We start from the raw sequence: 22,880 nt of genomic DNA on the forward strand, positions 1-22,880 counted from the left end.
CCCTGCTTAGGCGTTTTTGCGGATGACTTGGCCGTCGCGGCACATCAGGCACGCGGCGACGATGTCGTCTTCGAGGTTGATTTCAAACTGCCCTTCCTTGGTGAACACCAGTTTGAGGAAGTCCAGCAGGTTGCGTGCGTACAAGGCCGATGCATCGGCTGCCACGGCGCCGGCCAGGTTGGTCGGGCCGCAAATGATCACGCCGTTTTCCACCACGACTTGATCGGCGACCGTCAGCGGGCAGTTGCCGCCCTGCGCTGCCGCGAGGTCAATAACCACCGAGCCAGGCTTCATCTGTGCGACGGTTTCCGCGCTGAGCAAGGTGGGTGCCTTGCGGCCAGGGATCAATGCGGTGGTGATAACGATGTCGGCTTGCCTGGCGCGCTCATGTACCGCCAGGGCCTGGCGCTGCATCCAGCTGGTGGGCATCGGGCGTGCGTAACCGCCGACGCCGACTGCGCATTCACGTTCTTCATCGGTTTCGTAAGGCACGTCGACGAACTTGGCGCCGAGGGATTCGATCTGCTCTTTTACGGCCGGGCGTACGTCAGAGGCTTCGATCACCGCACCCAGGCGTTTCGCCGTTGCGATGGCCTGCAGACCTGCGACGCCGGCGCCGAGGATCAGCACACGGGCGGCTTTCACGGTGCCTGCGGCGGTCATCAGCATCGGCATGAAGCGCGGGTAGTGATGAGCCGCCAGCAATACGGCTTTATAGCCGGCGATGTTGGCCTGTGAGGACAGCACGTCCAGGCTCTGGGCCCGCGAGGTTCGTGGCGCAGCTTCAAGAGCGAAGGCCGTGATGCCGCGTTCTGCGAGCTTGGCGATGGTTTCGTTGCTGAACGGGTTGAGCATGCCCACCAATACGGTGCCGCTTTTGATCAGCGCCAGTTCGCTGTCGCTGGGGGCGACTACCTTGAGGATCAGTTCGGCGCCAAACGCATCGTTGGCGCTGCCAATGGTTGCGCCTGCCGTTTCATAGGCACCGTCAACGATGCTGGCTTTAATGCCTGCGCCGCTTTGTACAGTGACCTTATGGCCCTGGCCGATCAGCTTCTTGATAGTTTCCGGGGTGGCAGCCACCCGCGTTTCACCGGTCTGGGTTTCGAGAGGAACACCAATGTGCACGTCAAATCTCCTGCATGATCTTTTTGCTTTTGATCTTTTTGTAAAAAGGCCAGTGCGCCATGAGTGGCGCAGCTGGGGCGGCCGATCAGCACGATCCCACTGAAAATGACAGCGGGGCGCGGCATTTTGCAGGCGAACTTTACGGCCTTCAAGGGATTATGACGGGTGACGAAAAATTAACTACAAGTCACCCTGTGACTGATTGTCGCAATGCCGGGAAATAACCCTTTTAAATACATATGTTTAAAGGGTTTACAGGTTCGGAGGGCGGATTTTCCATCTTCGCTGTGAATAGTCGGTTATTGGCCTGTAATAGTCGCTACAAGCCATGCAAATCATGGCCTTCAACCTTATTTTGGCTCAGCCGGTACAGTCTGTCTAAATGCGACATTCAATTATATCTGTAGGGCCTTTATTTATCTGACTACAAGGTCAACAAAGAGCTTTTCGCCTTTAAACGTTGGGGTTGTAGCGTTGAGATTGAGCAATCAGCCAGTCTCGGAACGCATGTAACGAAGCGGATTCGACCTTTCGCTCCGGGATCATCAGGTAATAGGCCTTGTCGCTGAGCAGGGTTTGCTTGCCTGCAATCACCAGTTGCTTGTCTTTGAGCTCCCGCTGGATCAGGAACGGTGGGATCAGCGCGATTCCCATGTCATGCATTGCCGCCTGCGACAGCATCGAGAATAGCTCGTAACGCGGGCCTGTCATGTCGCGCGCGATGCTCAGATGCTGGGCGCTGAACCATTGACGCCACGCATAAGGGCGCGTTGTCTGCTGCAGCAGGGGCAGTTCGGCTATTTCCTGAGGGGTGAAGTGCGCACGGTCGCCGAGCAATCGTGGGCTGCATACGGGAATAGGGTTTTCACCCATCAGCCTATGGCAGTGCGTGCCGGACCAGTCGGCGTCGCCGAAATAGATCGCGGCGTCGAAGTCGGTGTCGGCAAACAGGAAGGGGCGTGTGCGGTTCGTCAGGTTGACCGTTACTTCCGGGTGCTGCTGTTGAAAGTCCTTCAGGCGTGGGATCAGCCATTGGGTGCCAAACGTGGGTACCACAGCCAGTTCGATGACGTTTGCGCCCTGCTGGCCCATGACCGAAAGGGTGTCGCGCTCCACCGCGTCCAGTTGTGTTGCGACTCTGCGGCTATAGGACAGCCCCGCCTCGGTCAGCTTTACCCCGCGTCGCGAGCGCCGAAACAGCTCGACACTCAAAAACTCCTCAAGGCTGGCGATCTGTCGGCAGATCGCGCCTTGAGTAATGGAAAGCTCCAGTGCCGCCTTGGTGAAGCTCTCGTGGCGGGCCGCTGCTTCAAAGCTGATCAGCGCGGTGGTGCTGGGGATTTTTCTGCGCATGTACATAGTCCTCACAGGTAAGGCGCTTTTTCTGGCCTTATCGGGCATTACGAAGTGAGAAATTAGCACAAGCTCTTGCAGAAACCTCGTTTGCCCTCTGCACCGGCCCGGCCTAGTCTGCATGCACGACGTTTGATTCTTTTCGTGAGGACTTATTCATGGCTGGCAAGGCAAGCTTCAACTGGATCGATCCACTGCTGCTGGATCAACAACTCACTGAAGAAGAGCGCATGGTGCGTGACAGCGCCGAGCAATTTGCTCAGGACAAGTTGGCTCCCCGTGTGCTTGAAGCTTTCCGTCATGAAAAGACCGACCCTGCGATCTTCCGCGAGATGGGCGAAACCGGCTTGTTGGGTGCGATGATCCCCGAGCAATACGGTGGCAGTGGTTTGAGCTACGTCAGCTATGGGTTGATTGCCCGTGAAGTCGAACGAGTCGATTCCGGTTATCGCTCGATGATGAGTGTGCAGTCCTCGCTGGTGATGGTGCCGATCAACGAGTTTGGTACCGAAGCGCAAAAGCAGAAATACCTGCCGAAATTGGCCTCCGGTGAATGGATCGGCTGCTTCGGTCTCACCGAGCCCAATCATGGGTCGGACCCAGGCGCGATGATTACCCGTGCACGTAAAGTGGAGGGCGGCTACAGCCTGACCGGCGCCAAGATGTGGATCACTAACAGTCCGATCGCCGACGTGTTCGTGGTGTGGGGCAAGGACGATGCGGGTGACATACGCGGTTTTGTCCTGGAGAAGGGCTGGAAAGGCCTGAGTGCCCCGGCGATTCACGGCAAGGTCGGTCTGCGGGCGTCTATCACCGGCGAAATCGTGATGGATAACGTATTTGTACCCGAAGAGAACATCTTCCCGGATGTGCGTGGCTTGAAAGGTCCTTTCACTTGCCTGAATTCGGCGCGGTACGGCATCTCCTGGGGAGCGCTCGGGGCTGCGGAGTTCTGCTGGCACACCGCGCGCCAGTACACGCTGGACCGTCAGCAGTTCGGTCGGCCATTGGCCGCCACGCAGTTGATCCAGAAGAAGCTGGCCGATATGCAGACCGAGATCACGCTGGCGCTGCAAGGCTGTCTGCGTCTTGGGCGGATGAAGGATGAAGGGACTGCGGCGGTTGAGATTACTTCGATCATGAAGCGCAACTCATGTGGCAAGTCCCTGGATATCGCGCGTATGGCTCGAGACATGCTTGGTGGCAACGGTATCTCCGACGAGTTTGGGGTGGCGCGTCATTTGGTCAACCTGGAGGTGGTCAACACCTATGAAGGTACGCATGACGTGCATGCCCTGATCCTGGGGCGCGCGCAAACCGGTCTTCAGGCCTTCTATTAATAGGAGCACGGGCATGGGCGCGCTTTCGCATCTGCGGGTACTGGATTTGTCGCGAGTACTGGCGGGCCCTTGGGCCGGGCAGATCCTTGCGGACCTTGGCGCCGAGGTGATCAAGGTCGAAAGGCCGGGCAATGGTGACGACACCCGCGCCTGGGGGCCGCCGTTCCTCAAGGATGCCTATGGTGAAAATACCAGCGAGGCGGCGTACTACCTGTCCGCCAACCGAAATAAGGAATCGGTGACCATCGACTTCACCAGGCCCGAGGGGCAGAAGCTGGTGCGTGACCTGGCGGCCAAGTCGGACATTCTGATCGAGAACTTCAAGGTGGGTGGCCTGGCGGCCTATGGCTTGGATTATGAGTCGCTCAAGGAAATAAATCCGGAGCTGATCTATTGCTCTATTACAGGCTTCGGCCAGACCGGGCCTTATGCGACGCGTGCCGGCTATGACTTCATGATTCAAGGGCTGGGGGGGCTGATGAGTCTGACCGGCCGACCTGAGGGGGATGAGGGTGCGGGGCCGGTGAAGGTTGGGGTGGCCCTGACTGATATTCTCACGGGGCTTTATTCTACTGTGGCCATCCTGGCGGCGCTCGCTCACCGGGACCATGACGGCGGTGGGCAGCATATCGACATGGCACTGCTGGACGTGCAGGTGGCGTGTCTGGCGAATCAGGCGATGAATTACCTGACGACCGGAATCTCACCAAAACGGTTGGGCAATGCGCACCCGAATATCGTGCCTTATCAGGATTTTCCTACCGCTGATGGTGATTTCATCCTGACGGTGGGTAATGACAGCCAGTTTCGCAAGTTCGCCGAGGTGGCTGGGCAGCCGCAGTGGGCGGACGATCCACGTTTCTCTGCCAACAAGATGCGGGTTGCCAATCGTGCGGCGCTGATACCGCTGATTCGTCAGGCGACGGTCTTCAAGACTACGGCTGAGTGGGTGTCGCAACTGGAGAAAGTCGGTGTGCCGTGTGGGCCGATCAACGATCTGGCGCAGATGTTTGCTGATCCTCAGGTGAAGGCGCGGGGGTTGGCCATAGAGCTGCCCCATGCTTTAGCGGGGATGGTGCCTCAGGTTGCCAGCCCAATCCGGTTGTCCAAGACACCTGTGGAATATCGCAGTGCGCCACCGCTGCTGGGTGAGCACACGCTTCAGGTGCTGCAAGGTGTGCTGGGGCTGACACCACCGAATGTGGCTGCTTTAAGAGAGGCTGGCGTTATCTGAACGGCCTTTCCTATATATAGAGGGGGTGGTCGATTGTTTTTTGATCAATCCTAACTAATTGATAAGAAAACGAAATTAGAAGTTGACGGCAGATTCTGGAAGCCTATAATTCGCCCCACTTCCGGCGCAGTCGAAATGGGAAACTCCTTGGTAAACAATGAGTTAAGTGGTTTTCGGCAGCAAGTTGCTTCAGTTTATCGAAGCCAAAAGGAAGTTGAAAAAGAGGTGTTGACAGCAGCGTGTAACGCTGTAGAATTCGCCTCCCGCTTACGAGAGATCGCAAGCGCAAGTGGTTGAAGTTGTTGAAGAAATCTTCGAAAACTTCTGAAAATAACCACTTGACAGCAAATGAGGCTGCTGTAGAATTCGCGCCTCGGTTGAGACGAAAGATCTTAACCAACCGCTCTTTAACAACTGAATCAAGCAATTCGTGTGGGTGCTTGTGGAGTCAGACTGATAGTCAACAAGATTATCAGCATCACAAGTTACTCCGCGAGAAATCAAAGATGTAACCAACGATTGCTGAGCCAAGTTTAGGGTTTCTTAAAAACCCAAAGATGTTTGAACTGAAGAGTTTGATCATGGCTCAGATTGAACGCTGGCGGCAGGCCTAACACATGCAAGTCGAGCGGTAGAGAGAAGCTTGCTTCTCTTGAGAGCGGCGGACGGGTGAGTAATGCCTAGGAATCTGCCTGGTAGTGGGGGATAACGTTCGGAAACGGACGCTAATACCGCATACGTCCTACGGGAGAAAGCAGGGGACCTTCGGGCCTTGCGCTATCAGATGAGCCTAGGTCGGATTAGCTAGTTGGTGGGGTAATGGCTCACCAAGGCGACGATCCGTAACTGGTCTGAGAGGATGATCAGTCACACTGGAACTGAGACACGGTCCAGACTCCTACGGGAGGCAGCAGTGGGGAATATTGGACAATGGGCGAAAGCCTGATCCAGCCATGCCGCGTGTGTGAAGAAGGTCTTCGGATTGTAAAGCACTTTAAGTTGGGAGGAAGGGCAGTTACCTAATACGTGATTGTTTTGACGTTACCGACAGAATAAGCACCGGCTAACTCTGTGCCAGCAGCCGCGGTAATACAGAGGGTGCAAGCGTTAATCGGAATTACTGGGCGTAAAGCGCGCGTAGGTGGTTTGTTAAGTTGGATGTGAAATCCCCGGGCTCAACCTGGGAACTGCATTCAAAACTGACTGACTAGAGTATGGTAGAGGGTGGTGGAATTTCCTGTGTAGCGGTGAAATGCGTAGATATAGGAAGGAACACCAGTGGCGAAGGCGACCACCTGGACTGATACTGACACTGAGGTGCGAAAGCGTGGGGAGCAAACAGGATTAGATACCCTGGTAGTCCACGCCGTAAACGATGTCAACTAGCCGTTGGGAGCCTTGAGCTCTTAGTGGCGCAGCTAACGCATTAAGTTGACCGCCTGGGGAGTACGGCCGCAAGGTTAAAACTCAAATGAATTGACGGGGGCCCGCACAAGCGGTGGAGCATGTGGTTTAATTCGAAGCAACGCGAAGAACCTTACCAGGCCTTGACATCCAATGAACTTTCCAGAGATGGATTGGTGCCTTCGGGAACATTGAGACAGGTGCTGCATGGCTGTCGTCAGCTCGTGTCGTGAGATGTTGGGTTAAGTCCCGTAACGAGCGCAACCCTTGTCCTTAGTTACCAGCACGTTATGGTGGGCACTCTAAGGAGACTGCCGGTGACAAACCGGAGGAAGGTGGGGATGACGTCAAGTCATCATGGCCCTTACGGCCTGGGCTACACACGTGCTACAATGGTCGGTACAGAGGGTTGCCAAGCCGCGAGGTGGAGCTAATCCCACAAAACCGATCGTAGTCCGGATCGCAGTCTGCAACTCGACTGCGTGAAGTCGGAATCGCTAGTAATCGCGAATCAGAATGTCGCGGTGAATACGTTCCCGGGCCTTGTACACACCGCCCGTCACACCATGGGAGTGGGTTGCACCAGAAGTAGCTAGTCTAACCTTCGGGAGGACGGTTACCACGGTGTGATTCATGACTGGGGTGAAGTCGTAACAAGGTAGCCGTAGGGGAACCTGCGGCTGGATCACCTCCTTAATCGACGACATCAGCTGCTCCATAAGTTCCCACACGAATTGCTTGATTCATTGAAGAAGACGATAGAAGCAGCTTTAAGCTCCAAGCTGATAGCTCCAAGCTAACAGTTGCGCGCTCGAAATTGGGTCTGTAGCTCAGTTGGTTAGAGCGCACCCCTGATAAGGGTGAGGTCGGCAGTTCGAATCTGCCCAGACCCACCAATTTTGTTATGGGGCCATAGCTCAGCTGGGAGAGCGCCTGCCTTGCACGCAGGAGGTCAACGGTTCGATCCCGTTTGGCTCCACCATTTAACTGCTTCTGCTTGTTAGAGTTTAGAAACGAATATTCCGGTGTGAATATTGATTTCTAGTCTTTGATTAGATCGTTCTTTAAAAATTTGGGTATGTGATAGAAAGATAGACTGAACGTTACTTTCACTGGTAACGGATCAGGCTAAGGTAAAATTTGTGAGTTCTCTTAATCGAGAAATTCGAATTTTCGGCGAATGTTGTCTTCACAGTATAACCAGATTGCTTGGGGTTATATGGTCAAGTGAAGAAGCGCATACGGTGGATGCCTTGGCAGTCAGAGGCGATGAAAGACGTGGTAGCCTGCGAAAAGCTTCGGGGAGTCGGCAAACAGACTTTGATCCGGAGATGTCTGAATGGGGGAACCCAGCCATCATAAGATGGTTACCTTACACTGAATACATAGGTGTATGGAGCGAACCAGGGGAACTGAAACATCTAAGTACCCTGAGGAAAAGAAATCAACCGAGATTCCCTTAGTAGTGGCGAGCGAACGGGGACTAGCCCTTAAGTGGCTTTGAGATTAGCGGAACGCTCTGGAAAGTGCGGCCATAGTGGGTGATAGCCCTGTACGCGAAAATCTCTTAGTCATGAAATCGAGTAGGACGGAGCACGAGAAACTTTGTCTGAATATGGGGGGACCATCCTCCAAGGCTAAATACTACTGACTGACCGATAGTGAACTAGTACCGTGAGGGAAAGGCGAAAAGAACCCCGGAGAGGGGAGTGAAATAGATCCTGAAACCGTATGCGTACAAGCAGTGGGAGCCCACTTTGTTGGGTGACTGCGTACCTTTTGTATAATGGGTCAGCGACTTATTTTCAGTGGCGAGCTTAACCGAATAGGGGAGGCGTAGCGAAAGCGAGTCTTAATAGGGCGTCTAGTCGCTGGGAATAGACCCGAAACCGGGCGATCTATCCATGGGCAGGTTGAAGGTTGGGTAACACTAACTGGAGGACCGAACCGACTACCGTTGAAAAGTTAGCGGATGACCTGTGGATCGGAGTGAAAGGCTAATCAAGCTCGGAGATAGCTGGTTCTCCTCGAAAGCTATTTAGGTAGCGCCTCATGTATCACTGTAGGGGGTAGAGCACTGTTTCGGCTAGGGGGTCATCCCGACTTACCAAACCGATGCAAACTCCGAATACCTACAAGTGCCGAGCATGGGAGACACACGGCGGGTGCTAACGTCCGTCGTGAAAAGGGAAACAACCCAGACCGTCAGCTAAGGTCCCAAAGTTATGGTTAAGTGGGAAACGATGTGGGAAGGCTTAGACAGCTAGGAGGTTGGCTTAGAAGCAGCCACCCTTTAAAGAAAGCGTAATAGCTCACTAGTCGAGTCGGCCTGCGCGGAAGATGTAACGGGGCTCAAACCATACACCGAAGCTACGGGTATCACGTAAGTGATGCGGTAGAGGAGCGTTCTGTAAGCCTGTGAAGGTGAGTTGAGAAGCTTGCTGGAGGTATCAGAAGTGCGAATGCTGACATGAGTAACGACAATGGGTGTGAAAAACACCCACGCCGAAAGACCAAGGTTTCCTGCGCAACGTTAATCGACGCAGGGTTAGTCGGTCCCTAAGGCGAGGCTGAAAAGCGTAGTCGATGGAAAACAGGTTAATATTCCTGTACTTCTGGTTATTGCGATGGAGGGACGGAGAAGGCTAGGCCAGCTTGGCGTTGGTTGTCCAAGTTTAAGGTGGTAGGCTGGAATCTTAGGTAAATCCGGGATTCTAAGGCCGAGAGCTGATGACGAGTCGTCTTTTAGACGACGAAGTGGTTGATGCCATGCTTCCAAGAAAAGCTTCTAAGCTTCAGGTAACCAGGAACCGTACCCCAAACCGACACAGGTGGTTGGGTAGAGAATACCAAGGCGCTTGAGAGAACTCGGGTGAAGGAACTAGGCAAAATGGCACCGTAACTTCGGGAGAAGGTGCGCCGGTGAGGGTGAAGGACTTGCTCCGTAAGCTCATGCCGGTCGAAGATACCAGGCCGCTGCGACTGTTTATTAAAAACACAGCACTCTGCAAACACGAAAGTGGACGTATAGGGTGTGACGCCTGCCCGGTGCCGGAAGGTTAATTGATGGGGTTAGCTAACGCGAAGCTCTTGATCGAAGCCCCGGTAAACGGCGGCCGTAACTATAACGGTCCTAAGGTAGCGAAATTCCTTGTCGGGTAAGTTCCGACCTGCACGAATGGCGTAACGATGGCGGCGCTGTCTCCACCCGAGACTCAGTGAAATTGAAATCGCTGTGAAGATGCAGTGTATCCGCGGCTAGACGGAAAGACCCCGTGAACCTTTACTATAGCTTTGCACTGGACTTTGAATTTGCTTGTGTAGGATAGGTGGGAGGCTTTGAAGCGTGGACGCCAGTCTGCGTGGAGCCATCCTTGAAATACCACCCTGGCAACTTTGAGGTTCTAACTCAGGTCCGTTATCCGGATCGAGGACAGTGTATGGTGGGTAGTTTGACTGGGGCGGTCTCCTCCTAAAGAGTAACGGAGGAGTACGAAGGTGCGCTCAGACCGGTCGGAAATCGGTCGTAGAGTATAAAGGCAAAAGCGCGCTTGACTGCGAGACAGACACGTCGAGCAGGTACGAAAGTAGGTCTTAGTGATCCGGTGGTTCTGTATGGAAGGGCCATCGCTCAACGGATAAAAGGTACTCCGGGGATAACAGGCTGATACCGCCCAAGAGTTCATATCGACGGCGGTGTTTGGCACCTCGATGTCGGCTCATCACATCCTGGGGCTGAAGCCGGTCCCAAGGGTATGGCTGTTCGCCATTTAAAGTGGTACGCGAGCTGGGTTTAGAACGTCGTGAGACAGTTCGGTCCCTATCTGCCGTGGACGTTTGAGATTTGAGAGGGGCTGCTCCTAGTACGAGAGGACCGGAGTGGACGAACCTCTGGTGTTCCGGTTGTCACGCCAGTGGCATTGCCGGGTAGCTATGTTCGGAATAGATAACCGCTGAAAGCATCTAAGCGGGAAACTAGCCTCAAGATGAGATCTCACTGGAACCTTGAGTTCCCTGAAGGGCCGTCGAAGACTACGACGTTGATAGGTTGGGTGTGTAAGCGCTGTGAGGCGTTGAGCTAACCAATACTAATTGCCCGTGAGGCTTGACCATATAACACCCAAGCAATTTGCGACTCGAGAGAGACCAGATTGCGGTGTGTGAAGACGAGATGAACCGAAAGTTCGACGCTTGCAAAACACCAAATTCTATTACATACCCAATTTGCTGAAGCGAGGCCGTCTGGCCACGACTCAGTACCCGAATTTCTTGACGACCATAGAGCATTGGAACCACCTGATCCCATCCCGAACTCAGTAGTGAAACGATGCATCGCCGATGGTAGTGTGGGGTTTCCCCATGTGAGAGTAGGTCATCGTCAAGATTAAATTCCAGAACCCCTGTTTGCTTACGCAGACAGGGGTTTTGTTTATGTAGAAGTCCATGAATTTCACCGGCACGTTGCTAGCGCAACGATCTGGTACACAGAATTTCTTGACGACCATAGAGCATTGGAACCACCTGATCCCATCCCGAACTCAGCAGTGAAACGATGCATCGCCGATGGTAGTGTGGGGTTTCCCCATGTGAGAGTAGGTCATCGTCAAGATTGAATTCCGAGACCCCTGTCTGCTAACGCAGACAGGGGTTTTGTCGTTTGGGGCGGTCTTCGGCCAATAGCGACTGAGCACATACCGCCTGTCGGTCTTCTCCTCTAAAAGAGGAAGATTCACACAAACCTCTAAGTTTTATTGATTTCTGGCCGAAAGCCTGACGAGCCATGCGTGCACCGAATTAGAGCGGTCGCAGAGTCCGCATATCACGTTACATGGAATGTTCCACTCGGCACGCTCACCCCCCTTTGGCAAAAAGAAGTCGATGAAATGAATCTCAAGTTCAGTCATAAAATTCTGTTGGCTGCGTCAGGCGTCGTGGTTCTGGCCTTTGCGCTATTCACGCTCTATAACGATTACCTGCAGCGCAACACGATCAGGCAAAACCTCGCGTCCTCTATCCAGCAATCCGGCGAGTTAACCGCCAGCAGTGTGCAGAACTGGCTCGGTGGTCGCATCCTGGTGCTCGAAAACCTGGCACAAAACGTTGCCCATCAAGGAAGCGGCGCGGACCTTCCGGGATTGGTCGATCAACCGGCACTCACGTCCAACTTCCAGTTCACCTATGTTGGCCAAGTCAACGGTGTGTTCACCCAGCGCCCCGATGCGAAGATGCCAGAGGGCTATGACCCACGTCAGCGCCCTTGGTACAAGCAAGCCGTAGCAGCTGACAAAACCATGCTTACCCCGCCTTATATGGCGGCTGTAGGCGGTCAGATCGTGACGATCGCCATGCCCGTGAAGAAAAATGGTGAGCTGCTGGGTGTGGTGGGGGGAGACTTGAGCCTGCAAACCTTGGTGAAGATCATCAACTCGGTAGATTTTGGCGGTATTGGCCACGCATTCCTGGTCAGTGGTGATGGCCAAGTCATCGTGAGTCCCGACCAGGACCAGGTGATGAAAAACCTCAAGGATATCTACCCTGGCACCCAAGTGCGCATCGAGAAGGTTAACCAGGACGTTGTCCTCAATGGACAAGACCGCATCCTCTCGTTTACGCCAATCAGCGGGTTACCGGGGGCCGACTGGTACATCGGTCTGTCTATCGACAAAGACAAAGCTTACGCCGCACTGGGCAAATTCCGCACCTCAGCCTTGATAGCGATGCTTATTGCCGTGGTGGCGATTGCCGTACTCTTGAGTCTGTTGATCCAAGTGCTGTTGCGTCCACTGACCACCATGGGCGTCGCCATGCAGGACATCGCCCAAGGCGAAGGCGATCTGACCCGCCGCCTCGACGTCACCAGCAAAGACGAGTTCGGCGAAGTCGGTAGCGCATTCAATCAGTTCGTCGAGCGGATCCACGCCTCGATTTCCGAAGTGTCCTCGGCCACACGCCAGGTGCATGACCTGTCCCAGCGCGTGATGGCCTCGTCCAACGCATCCATCATCGGCTCTGACGAACAAAGCGCTCGTACCAACAGCGTGGCGGCCGCTATCAACGAGCTGGGCGCCGCTACCCAGGAAATCGCACGTAACGCCGCTGATGCCTCGCAGCATGCCAGCGGTGCCAGTGAGCAAGCTGACGATGGACGCAAGGTGGTTGAGCAAACCATCCAGGCGATGTCGGAACTGTCGCAGAAAATCAGCCTGTCCTGCACGCAGATCGAAACCCTCAACGCCAGTACCGACAACATCGGCCACATTCTTGATGTGATCAAGGGCATCTCCCAGCAGACCAACCTGCTCGCGCTTAACGCGGCCATCGAAGCGGCCCGTGCCGGCGAAGCTGGGCGTGGGTTTGCCGTGGTTGCTGATGAGGTGCGTAACCTGGCTCACCGTACCCAGGAGTCGGCAGAAGAGATCCACAAAATGATCACTTCCCTGCAAGTGGGCTCGCGTGAAGCCGTGACCACCATGAACGCCAGCCAGGTCTCCAGCGAAGAAAGCGTCGAAGTGGCTAACCAGGCCGGCGAGCGTCTGGTCAGCGTGACACAGCGAATCGTTGAGATCGACGGCATGAACCAATCGGTCGCCGCTGCTACCGAGGAGCAAACGGCAGTGGTTGAAACCCTCAACGTCGACATCAACCAGATCAACCTGCTGAACCAGCAAGGCGTGGCCAACCTCAACGAGACGCTCAAGGACTGCGATGCGCTCTCCCAGCAGGCCAGCCGATTGAAGCAATTGGTCGATAGCTTCAAAATCTGATCCAGGCTGTGTCGGAGCGATAGCTCGCTCCGACCCCCCAGCCGAGCAACTGATCCATTGGGCTTGTAGCAAGCCCAAGGCCACTCAGAGAAAACCAATGGCCCTTAGGTAGTCACAGCCCTTGCGCAACAGCGCAGGGCTCTTTGGCGGATAGTGTGCGCCCATCTGTTCAAGCCCCCATTGAGCATTGCTGTAATGGATCATCGAAGTATCGCCGATGTCTTCCCCCAGCCCATCAAGGTAGAAGCCCAGTACACCGAACAACGCATTCTCAACGTGCACTGTTCGCAACGCCCGTTGCCAGTGTTCAAGGCTTACCCGTTCGAAGACGTGTCCGGCCTGGCTGAACGCATCGAGGTATTGGTTCCAACTCAAGGGTTGTGGGTTGTGCAGGTTGAAAACGTTTCGCCCCGCGACGAAACGTGTGCTCTGAAACGCTATGAAGCGCGCCAGAAAGTCCACCGGCATCAGGTCGAAATTTGCCTCAATTCGAGGAGCGATCCCCAACTGCAGCGAGCCCTTGAGCATCAACATCAATCGATTTTTGTGGGGCTGGCAGACACCGTTCTCACTGTTGAAACTGATATTTCCCGGCCGATGGATATTTACCCAGGCCCCTTGCCCGACTGCACGGCCCAACAACCGCTCGGCCACCCACTTCGAGAGGTTGTAGCCATTTTTTACATAGAGCGGCAACGAGCGGCCTGCGGGTGCTTCAAGCACATACCGTTCCGCGTCGATGCTGCTGCAGGCTGACAGCGTTGAAATGAAATTGAACACCTTCTTACAGTGCGTCTCGCAAAGGCGCAGGCATTCAAACACCGGTTCGACGTTGTCCTTGGCCAGTGCTGGGTAGTCCATCACATGGTTGACGTGCGCCGCGTTGTGCACAAGCACGCCATGAGTGCGAGCGAGGTAGTCGTACGTCTCACAGGACAGGCCCAGGCGTGGTTGGCGCAGGTCGGCGGCGTACACCTGCACTCGGCTCAGGTCCAAATGTTCCAGACGGTATTCGCGCAATGCCTGGGTAAATCGGTCCGTCGCCGATTGACCGGGGAGCGCGCGAACCAGGCACGCTACTTCCTGCGCCCCCCCAGCCAGCAGTGCCTGGACGATATGCACGCCGACAAAGCTGTTTGCCCCCGTGACAATCACCTTGCACGGGTCCCCAGCGCGCCCCTCGGGCAGCACCTCAAGCTCCAGGGCTCGGGACGCGTCTTTTTCCATTTGGCTGAACGATGTATCTGGCAGCGCCATGCCCTCCATCTGCAAGGCCAGCGTACGAATCGTCGGCGCTTCAAAAAACTGGCTCAAGGAGAGGCTGCGGCCAAATTGCTCGCGCAGGCGCAGTAGCAAAGTGGACAGCAGAATCGAATGGCCGCCCAGGTTGAAAAAGCTGTCGTCGATCGATACTTCACCGGTAGACAACCCTAACAACTCCCCCCACAGATTCACCAACTGCGTCTGGACGGGCGTGTGTGCGGTGCATTGGATCATCGACCGGGCGCGGCCGTCCGACGCAGCCCGCAACGCCTTACGATCGATCTTGCCGTTGCTCGATGAGGGCAGGGTTGGCAGTTCGCTCCAGACGACGGGCTGCATGTATTCAGGCAGCCACTGCCGGGCATGATCCTTCAGGCTGGCCAGCGTGGCGCCGGGTTCGGGCTGGGCCGCAAAGCCCATGATTCGGTGAGCCTGATCAATCACCACCGCCACCTGGCGAAACAACCGACTGCTGCGCAGGCACTGCTCGATTTCCTGAGGTTCGACTCGAAAACCGCGGATCTTGACCTGATCATCCCGTCGCCCTCCCAACTCGATCCCATCCTGCGTCCATTTCGCCAGGTCGCCGCTGCGGTAAGCCTGCAGCGATTGGCCATCGGGCAACGTCAGCGTGACGAACGGGGAATTGGCCTGCGCAGGCCCGTTCATATAGCCCAGGCTTACCCCCGGGCCTGTGATATACAAATCGCCCATCACCTGCTCATCCACCGGCTCCAGATGTTCGTCGAGGATCAAGACCTGACTGTTGGCGATGGGCAAACCAATGTTGCGATTGTCATCACCGAGCCGAAACGTTCGATGGGTTGCCAATACCGTGGCTTCGGTGGGGCCGTAGAGGTTGTGCAGGTGGCATTGGCCTGCCATCCGCTCGATCACATGGGGCTCGCAGAAATCGCCGCCAGTGAGCAGATGGGACAGGCCCAATGGCTGGTCCAGCGGCAAGATGCTGAGCAGCGCTGGGGGCAGGAAAGCATGGGTGATGCGCTGCAGGCGGATCAGCTCGATCAATTGCTGAGGATCGAAACGGTGGTCTGCACTGGGGACGATCAACTCTGCGCCTGCCATCAAGGCGGGAAAAATATCGATCAGCGACGAGTCAAAGCTCAGCGGCGAAAACTGCAGGACGCGACTCTGGTCGTCCAGCGCTACACAGTGACTGAGCCAGGCGGTGAAATGCGCCAGATTATGTTGGCTGAGCAGCACGCTCTTGGGCTGCCCCGTGGTGCCAGAGGTGAAAAGCACCATGCACGGCGCGTCGGCGTGAGGACGATGGCGCATCAGCGCTTGAGTGGGATCGATGCCGTGTGAGGTGAGCGTGGCCACATCGAGTGAAGTAAATCGATCGCGCAACGGATGCAGGCCATTTTCCAGAAGTACACAGGCGCCCGCGCTTGTCAGCATGCTGTGCTGGCGTTTTATCGGATGATCCGCAGACAGTGGCAAATACACCGCGCCGCACCCCATTACCGCCAGAATGCTTGCGTAGAGCTCGGTAGATTTTTCCAGGCACACGCCCACCACGGCGGGTGTTTCGATGCCTTCCAGCAGAGGCAGCAGGCGTTGTTGAATCGCCACGGCTTTTTCCTGGAGTTGGCGATAAGTCACCCTGCGACCCGCGATATTCAGGGCCGTACGATGGGCGAAGGTACCAAGGCTGGCCTGCAACCGTTCGATGATGGGCACCTGTGCCGCCTGCAGCAGTGCCGGGTCGGCTGTACGGTTGAACCGATGCATGAACGCCAGCCCTTCGAGCCCTTGCAAACTGTGTTCGGGCGAGGTGTTCGGGTTGGCCGTCGAACAGAAATAGCCGGGGTCTCTTGATAACCCACTCACCAACGACGCTGCCCATTCCACCAAGGCGTGCGTGGCACGTGCACGCAGTCGCTGGCCATTGCCGCTGGGCTCTTCTGCCACATCGTGCACGGCCAGCAGGCGCCGCTCACGGTCGTAGCAGCGAAACTGAAGTTCGGGTAGCCCATTCTCGGACACTGGGCCGATGCCCAAGCGCAGGCTCATCCATGGCGCGTCGGTGGATAAGGCTGACGATGCCTTGCTACCGTCTTCAATCACCAAGTCGACCGACCCCGTCCCGGCGCAATGCCCGTATTGTTCCAGCACATGCTTGAGGGCCTCCAGCGCTTCGCTGGCAATGCCCCATTCAATTATCAATCGCCTCATGCCGGCCTCCCCGAAGCGGGCAAGTAGTTGTCCAGAGCCCGTGCCACGCAAGGGGTGTGCAGCATGCCGCTGTGCTGCAGGAAACTCATGATGTTGCCAATCAAGGGATGTTGGCGGGTGATGGGAAAGTCCATCGCAGCGATTTCATTACGTAGCGCCAAACGAATGTCGGCACTGATATCCAGGTGTTCAATCAGTTGCAGGTCGAAGTTCTTCTGTATTTCGTTGGTCAGGTAATGGGTCAGGAACGTCGGTAGCACGCCTGCAATGCTGTTGCGGTCTTGCGCGCTTGCCGACTGCCAGTAGATGCGCACCAGTTGTGTCCAGAACTGTGCGTGGCGCCCTTCATCAAACAGGTGGTCGGCCATCAAGCCGCGCACGGACGATTTCACACTGTCGTCCTTGGAAAAGGCCGCCACGTCATGGGTGATGGTGTTTTCGGCGATGGCCACGACAATCAATTCAACGGCATCGTGCAGGTGCTCCGGTGCCCGCGCCTGCGCTGCCGGCAAGGCATGGCTCAGTTCGATCTGACCGGACAGGTCGAGCGGCTGGATGCCGGTTAACGCCACGGCTTGCTGCAGGAAGTCCATGGCCACCAATGCGTGATAATCCTCATCCACCACGACGGTCATCGCGTCGTAGCGGCAGGCGAGGGGCAGAGGCAGCGAAAAGCGATTCTTGGCAATACTGCGAGCCGTCTTGTCGACGATCTCGGTTTCGAAAATCACGATGTCATGGATGAACCGGTAAAAGCTTTGCGTCAGTACAAAATCGCGCCATTGCGGGCAGTGCTCAAGGAAAGTCGCACTCAGTACCAGAGGCTGGCGGAACAGGGGATAGATCAGTTTTTCGTCGTTTTCCAACAGCCGGCGCGGGCGTGTGCGGATGGTTGCCCGACGCTCCCAGTCTTCGGCGAAGGAGCGGTAGTCGGTGATGCTCATGAACGCACCTCTTGCATGGAGGCCTGCACGTCATCCCAAAAAGTAATTCGGCTTTGCAGTGCATCGAGGGCGGCATTATCGGCTTGCTGCCGGCGGGTCGGGTCTGCGCCGATCAAGCCCTGGAGCACCTGTTCTGCCGCTGGCCCATGCTCCTGGCTATCGAGCTCGATGTGGCGGTTGAGGTAGTGGCACAGGGTCGGTGCCTGGCGAGCAATGACGGGGCTGCGGCGCAAAAGGCGCTCGAACATTGATGCAATGACCCCCTCGCGACCATGCAGGAACGCCGCCGCCACGCAGTGAGTGGGAGCGCTGAGTGCGATCTGCCATGTGCTGTCGACAAAGCGAGGCACACCGGGGGGCGCCCCGATCATTTGCAGCGCTGCGCTTATCTCCACTCCCTCATGTTGCAGGTCAATGAAACGTGCGATGACGCGCGTGTTGGCGCCTACCTGCGCCATGGCGTCCAGGTACAACTCAAAGTGGCTGCAATGGCCCCGCGTCGGGTGTTCATCCGACTCTTCACCCAACACGATTTCATTGATCAGGCGTGCGGCCTGCGGGTTGGAGGGCGGAAGCCAAGGGATCTGGGTACAGGTGAGATCCTGTTGCAGGCGTTTAGTCAGGGTCATGAAGTCCCAGACCGCAAATACATGACTTTCCATAAAGTGCTGTAATTTGCCAAGCGAAGTTATTTCTGCAAATAGCGGATGGCTGCACAAGTGCAGTTTCTTCTGTTCAAGTAAATGATGGTGCATGGTTGACGCCTATAAAGTTCTTGCGACTGCTCTAGTTGCAGTGATGGGATGTTGTAGTTGTTAGATGAACGATTAAGTCGAGGCGCGCCCACGCGTTGGGCATTGGCTCAATACGCAGGGAGCTGCTTGGAAAAGTTTATTGGGTTGGCAAGCGATATTAAGCTGATTAAACGTTTGGATAAACTTGTAAATGTATGAGATCGTTTTGCGGAAAACGAATGTTGAGGAAAGTAGTTATTACGCTGTGAGAGATTTCCTTTAGAGGGCGGCGATTACGTTAAGGTTTGCTGTTTATTTAATGTGTTATCAATGCGGGACACTTCCAGTAAGGGAAGTTACCCGCGATGCAAAAGTGTATTCAGAGTTGCGAACGCCTTAAGACGTACCTTTTCTGTCCCCGGTTTCCAGGCTCTTGAGGTAGGTATTGATGACCTCCATGCCTCGCATCAAGTGATTACGCAGCGTCAGGATGCTTTCGTCGATTTTCTTCTGCACCACCAGGCTGAGCAGCTCGCGGTGATCCTCCTGTGACGTCTCGCCCAACCCCATCGCCTCAAGATTGAAGCGCAGAAACCGCTCCTCTTCATTCAGCCCATGCTCCACCAGTTTGAGCAGACGATGGTTGGGCGCCTTGCCGTACAAGACCATGTGAAACAGGCGGTTGAGGCGGCCAATCTCGCTGTAGTCTTTTTCGGACTCCAGCGCATTGATACAGGCCTCTGCCTCGGCGATATCAGACTCGGTGAGCAACGGGATCGACAAGCGCAAGGCCTCGGATTCCAACAGCATGCGCAGCGCATAGGTCTCGGCCGAGTTGTCCTCGATCAAGGGGGCAACCACAGCACCCTTATGGGTTACCACATGCAGCAGGGATTGGGCTTCCAGCTGGCGCAACGCTTCGCGCACCGGCATGCGGCTGACGCCGAACAGGCTGGCCAGTTCCTGCTGGCGCATAGCGGTGCCACAGGGCAGTCGTCCATCGAGAATGGCGTTGCGCAATGTTTCTTCAATAACAGCGCGGGCAGCATGAGCGGGAATAGGCCCGCTGATCTTGATACTGCTCAAAGGGTTCGGCTTCGGCGTCACGGTTACGCTGCCCTCCTTTCTTGAATAATAAAGTTCGTTTATTGGATCCAAATCACACTAGAGATGGCCCAAGCAGTTGTCAAACAACCAAAGTTTCTGTTTGTAAGGGCCTACACGGGTATTTTGTTCCGCTCACAGGAGGCGGTTATAAACTCGTTCCAGCGATGAATGATCTCACTATGCCATTGTTTTTTGTGAGACGAAGCTTCACCATCCCCTGAAATTCCGTCTCTTTTCATGGACTGAACCCCTTGGCGGTAAGTTTTATTCCCTATCGAGCTTTTTGCTGGCTTTTATCAGCAATCCTACTGGCCGGCCTGATGCTTGGCGGGCTGCATGCCGATTGGGATTTCTCGCAGATCAGCCGCAAGGCTACCGCCTTGTACGGGCCGTTGGGTGACGGCCAGCAGCGTATCGACGCCTGGCAGCGGCTGCTGACCACCGAAAAACAGGTCAGCGAGCCAGACCAGCTCAAGGTTGTTAACCTGTTCTTCAACAAACAAATGACCTACGTGGAAGACATCGATCTCTGGCACGCGGTCGACTATTGGGAGACGCCCATTGAGGCACTCTGGAAGGGCGCCGGTGACTGTGAAGACTACGCCATCGCCAAGTATTTCAGTTTGCGTCACCTGGGCGTGTCCAGCGACAAATTACGCATTACCTACGTCAAGGCCTTGCGTCAGAATCGCGCGCATATGGTCTTGACCTACTATTCGACGCCCGACGCAATCCCGCTGGTGCTCGACAGCCTGATGGATGAAATCCTGCCGGCGACCCGCCGTACCGATTTGATCCCGGTGTATTCATTCAACGCCGAGGGGCTGTACTTGCCCGGCGCCAAGGGCAACAAGAAGGTCGGCGATACCAAACGCTTGTCGCGCTGGCAGGATGTGTTGAGAAAAATGCGTGCCGAAGGCTTCCCAGCCGAGCCTGCCAACTAGGAGTAACTGATCGGATGTCTCTGTTCAAACAGCTGTTGATCGCAATCTGTCTGTTCCTGGTGGTCGCCTTCAGCGGCAGCTTCATGGTCAGCCTGGAAAGCTCGCGCACCCAATACGTCAACCAGTTGCGCTCCCATGCGCAGGACGCCGCCACGGCGCTGGCGCTGTCGCTCACACCCAATATCGATGACCCGGCCATGGTCGAGTTGCTGGTCAGCTCGATCTTCGACAGCGGCTACTACGCAAGCATCCGTGTGGTGGACCTGGCCACCGACAAGACCATCGTCGAGCGCAGCGGTATACCCGACAACAATGGTGTGCCCAACTGGTTTGTAAAATTGATCGGCCTGGAGCCGGCCGGTGGTGATGCGCTGGTGAGCCGCGGGTGGGAGCAGGCGGCGCGCGTCGAGGTGGTCAGCCATCCGATGTTCGCCCTGGCCAAACTCTGGCAGAGCGCCCTGGGCAGCCTTGGCTGGTTACTGCTGTGCGGTGCGGTCAGCGTGGTGCTGGGTGGGTTGCTGCTGCGCCGGCAACTCAAGCCGTTGGACTACATGGTCAAACAGTCCCACGCGATCGCCCGGCGGGAATTCCTCAGCCTGCCCGATCTGCCACGCACGCCTGAGTTGCGCCGGGTGGTGCAGGCGATGAACCAAATGGTGGAAAAGCTCAAGGCACTGTTCCAGGAGCAGGCCGAGCGCAGTGAAAAACTGCGCACCGAATCCTATCAGGACAACCTCACCGGCCTTGCCAACCGCCGCTATTTCGAGATGCAGCTCAACGCCCGCGTCAGCAACCCCGAAGAAACCAGCTCCGGCTACCTGCTGGTGTTGCGCGTCAAAGACCTGGCCGGCCTGAACCAGCGCCTGGGGGGCCAGCGTACCGACCACTTGCTGCAAGCGGTCGGCGAACAACTGCTGCGCCAGTGCGAGCCTTACCCGGAAACCCATAACCTCGTTACCCGTATCCGAGGCGGCGAATTCGCTGTGCTGGCGCCTGGGCTCACGCGTGAAGAAGCGCTGCAACTGGCGCAGAACCTTGAAAGCACGCTGTCCAGCCTGCAGGCCACCGGCGCCAGCGACGTATCGCCCGTGGCCTATATCGGCCTGGCACAATTCAACCATGGTGATGCGCCGCAGGCCTTGTTGACGCTCGCCGACCAGGCCCTGTCGCAAGCCGAAGGGCAGGGTGACAGCACGTGGGCGTGCCTCGATCACAGCGCTGCCGCCAGCGTCGGGGACGATCACCATGCCTGGCACACGCTGCTGGATAAGGCGCTGACCCAGCAGCGTTTCGAGCTGTACTTCCAGCCGGTCGTGGCCAGCCAGGATCCGCAACTGGTGTTGCATTACAAAGTACTGTCGCGCCTGCAAGATGCTGACGGCCACACCATACCCGCCGGGCGTTTCCTGCCGTGGCTCGAGCGTTTCGGCTGGTCTGCCCGCCTGGACCGCATGATGCTGGAGCAAGTACTCAAACAGATGACCAGTCACAGCCATAACCTGGCCTTGAACCTGTCAGCCGCCACCTTGCAGGACCCTCAGGCCCTGCATCGCATTTATGACCTGCTGCGTCAGCACAGCAACCTGGGCCCGCGCCTCACCCTGGAGATCGGCGAAGAGCAACTGCCGGAACAGCTCGTGCTGGAACAGATGACCCAACGCCTGCGCGAGCTGGGCTTTTCGCTGAGCCTTCAGCGTTTCGGTGGGCGATTCAGCATGATCGGCAACCTGGCACGCCTGGGCCTGGCGTACTTGAAAATCGACGGCAGCTACATCCGCGCCATCGACCAGGAAAGCGACAAGCGCCTGTTCATCGAAGCCATCCAGCGCGCGGCCCACAGCATCGACCTGCCGTTGATTGCCGAACGTGTGGAGACCGAGGGTGAGCTGAAGGTGATTCGCGAGATGGGGATTTTTGGCGTGCAGGGGCAACTGTTCGGCGAGCCTGCGCCCTGGAAATAACGCAGAACCCATGTGGGAGGGGGCTTGCTCCCGATAGCGGTGCACCAGTCACTGAAGATATTGACTGATTGACCGCTATCGGGAGCAAGCCCCCTCCCACATTTCGATCCGGTTTGGCTTCAGGAATTAAATAAGCCCTTTCTCATCGTCATTGATCAACTGGCTCAATCCACCCAACGCTTCCCGCGCCTGGTTGCGGTCCATCAATTTGGCCTGGGCCGCGGGCGGCAGGTCGGTCACGCTGATGACGCCCTTGCGGGTAAGCACCTGGATCAAGTCGTCCAGTACCCGGATCATCTCAAGGTCACTCTGCTTGAGTTGGGCCAGGCTGGTTTCTACCACTTCGTTGGCATACCAGGCCTGGATCTCGTGGTGATCGGCCGGCAGCGTTTCGGTGGATTCGGCAAAGGCCGCGGCCTCTACGCGACTTAATGCGCCCTGTGCATCACGTTGCACGTAAAACATAAGAATCCCTCGAATATGAGCCACACACCTCAAGCCGCAT

12 protein-coding genes, 2 tRNA genes and 4 rRNA genes are annotated in these 22,880 nt (G+C 56.2%); 11 read left to right on the forward strand and 7 right to left on the reverse strand.

Translation table 11 applies throughout. The features are described from left to right. Positions 1 to 6: 6 nt before the first annotated feature. Positions 7 to 1,128 (reverse strand): Re/Si-specific NAD(P)(+) transhydrogenase subunit alpha, encoded by a 1,122-nt coding sequence (locus tag SC318_RS00710; protein WP_320429249.1) that lies wholly within the window; start codon positions 1,126 to 1,128, stop codon positions 7 to 9. Positions 1,129 to 1,581: 453 nt separating this feature from the next. Beyond that, positions 1,582 to 2,481: a LysR family transcriptional regulator gene (locus SC318_RS00715; protein ID WP_320429250.1), complete on the reverse strand. Its 900-nt coding sequence runs from the start codon at positions 2,479 to 2,481 to the stop codon at positions 1,582 to 1,584. A gap of 158 nt (positions 2,482 to 2,639) precedes the next feature. Between SC318_RS00715 and SC318_RS00720 the strand changes: the two genes are divergently transcribed. From SC318_RS00720 to SC318_RS00760, 9 genes are all read left to right on the forward strand, one after another. Beyond that, positions 2,640 to 3,821: an acyl-CoA dehydrogenase gene (locus tag SC318_RS00720; protein WP_122486511.1), complete on the forward strand. Its 1,182-nt coding sequence runs from the start codon at positions 2,640 to 2,642 to the stop codon at positions 3,819 to 3,821. Positions 3,822 to 3,834: 13 nt separating this feature from the next. Beyond that, complete coding sequence (locus SC318_RS00725; RefSeq protein WP_320429251.1) at positions 3,835 to 5,055, forward strand: CaiB/BaiF CoA transferase family protein; 1,221 nt, start codon at positions 3,835 to 3,837, stop codon at positions 5,053 to 5,055. Between the two features lie 563 nt (positions 5,056 to 5,618). Then, a 16S ribosomal RNA gene (locus SC318_RS00730) occupies positions 5,619 to 7,155 on the forward strand. A gap of 123 nt (positions 7,156 to 7,278) precedes the next feature. Beyond that, positions 7,279 to 7,355 (forward strand) — tRNA-Ile (locus SC318_RS00735). A gap of 10 nt (positions 7,356 to 7,365) precedes the next feature. Next, positions 7,366 to 7,441: transfer RNA gene (locus SC318_RS00740), tRNA-Ala, on the forward strand. Between the two features lie 239 nt (positions 7,442 to 7,680). Then, a 23S ribosomal RNA gene (locus tag SC318_RS00745) occupies positions 7,681 to 10,572 on the forward strand. 155 nt (positions 10,573 to 10,727) lie between these two features. Then, positions 10,728 to 10,843, forward strand: a 5S ribosomal RNA gene (gene rrf / locus SC318_RS00750). 109 nt (positions 10,844 to 10,952) lie between these two features. Then, positions 10,953 to 11,068: ribosomal RNA gene (gene rrf, locus SC318_RS00755) — 5S ribosomal RNA — on the forward strand. Together the 16S, 23S and 5S rRNA genes with 2 tRNA genes alongside form the textbook arrangement of a ribosomal RNA operon. Positions 11,069 to 11,342: 274 nt before the next feature. After that, the gene (locus tag SC318_RS00760; protein WP_320429252.1) at positions 11,343 to 13,223 is read left to right on the forward strand and encodes a methyl-accepting chemotaxis protein; all 1,881 of its coding nucleotides are present in this window, start codon (positions 11,343 to 11,345) and stop codon (positions 13,221 to 13,223) included. An 84-nt stretch (positions 13,224 to 13,307) separates the two neighbouring features. On the opposite strand, the gene SC318_RS00765 is transcribed toward SC318_RS00760, so the two are convergent. The 4 genes from SC318_RS00765 to SC318_RS00780 all read right to left on the reverse strand — a co-directional run bounded on the left by SC318_RS00765 (position 13,308) and on the right by SC318_RS00780 (position 19,470). Continuing rightward, on the reverse strand, positions 13,308 to 16,685 hold the full coding sequence (locus SC318_RS00765; protein WP_320429253.1) for an amino acid adenylation domain-containing protein: 3,378 nt from the start codon (positions 16,683 to 16,685) through the stop codon (positions 13,308 to 13,310). Further along, positions 16,682 to 17,629, reverse strand: coding sequence for a diiron oxygenase (locus SC318_RS00770; RefSeq protein ID WP_320429254.1), 948 nt, complete (start codon positions 17,627 to 17,629; stop codon positions 16,682 to 16,684). Before SC318_RS00770 ends, SC318_RS00765 begins: the two co-directional genes overlap by 4 nt. Further along, positions 17,626 to 18,384: a DUF3050 domain-containing protein gene (locus SC318_RS00775; protein WP_320429255.1), complete on the reverse strand. Its 759-nt coding sequence runs from the start codon at positions 18,382 to 18,384 to the stop codon at positions 17,626 to 17,628. The genes SC318_RS00770 and SC318_RS00775 overlap by 4 nt, the downstream gene beginning before the upstream one ends. Before the next feature lie 375 nt (positions 18,385 to 18,759). Continuing rightward, positions 18,760 to 19,470, reverse strand: a complete 711-nt coding sequence (locus tag SC318_RS00780) for a GntR family transcriptional regulator (RefSeq protein WP_320429256.1) — start codon at positions 19,468 to 19,470, stop codon at positions 18,760 to 18,762. Positions 19,471 to 19,721: 251 nt separating this feature from the next. Between SC318_RS00780 and lapG the strand changes: the two genes are divergently transcribed. Together lapG and lapD are read left to right on the forward strand one after the other, a co-directional pair. Further along, entirely contained in the window at positions 19,722 to 20,414 is a 693-nt protein-coding gene (gene lapG / locus SC318_RS00785) for a cysteine protease LapG (protein ID WP_413817586.1), read from the forward strand. A 14-nt stretch (positions 20,415 to 20,428) separates the two neighbouring features. Then, complete coding sequence (gene lapD / locus SC318_RS00790) at positions 20,429 to 22,375, forward strand: cyclic di-GMP receptor LapD (protein WP_320429258.1); 1,947 nt, start codon at positions 20,429 to 20,431, stop codon at positions 22,373 to 22,375. Positions 22,376 to 22,501: 126 nt separating this feature from the next. On the opposite strand, the gene SC318_RS00795 is transcribed toward lapD, so the two are convergent. Next, a complete protein-coding gene (locus SC318_RS00795) occupies positions 22,502 to 22,840 on the reverse strand; it encodes a hypothetical protein (RefSeq protein ID WP_057725300.1) in 339 nt (112 codons plus the stop codon). Between the last annotated feature and the right edge of the window lie 40 nt (positions 22,841 to 22,880).

The sequence above is a fragment of the Pseudomonas sp. MUP55 genome, from assembly GCF_034043515.1.
Classification (GTDB): Bacteria; Pseudomonadota; Gammaproteobacteria; order Pseudomonadales; family Pseudomonadaceae; genus Aquipseudomonas.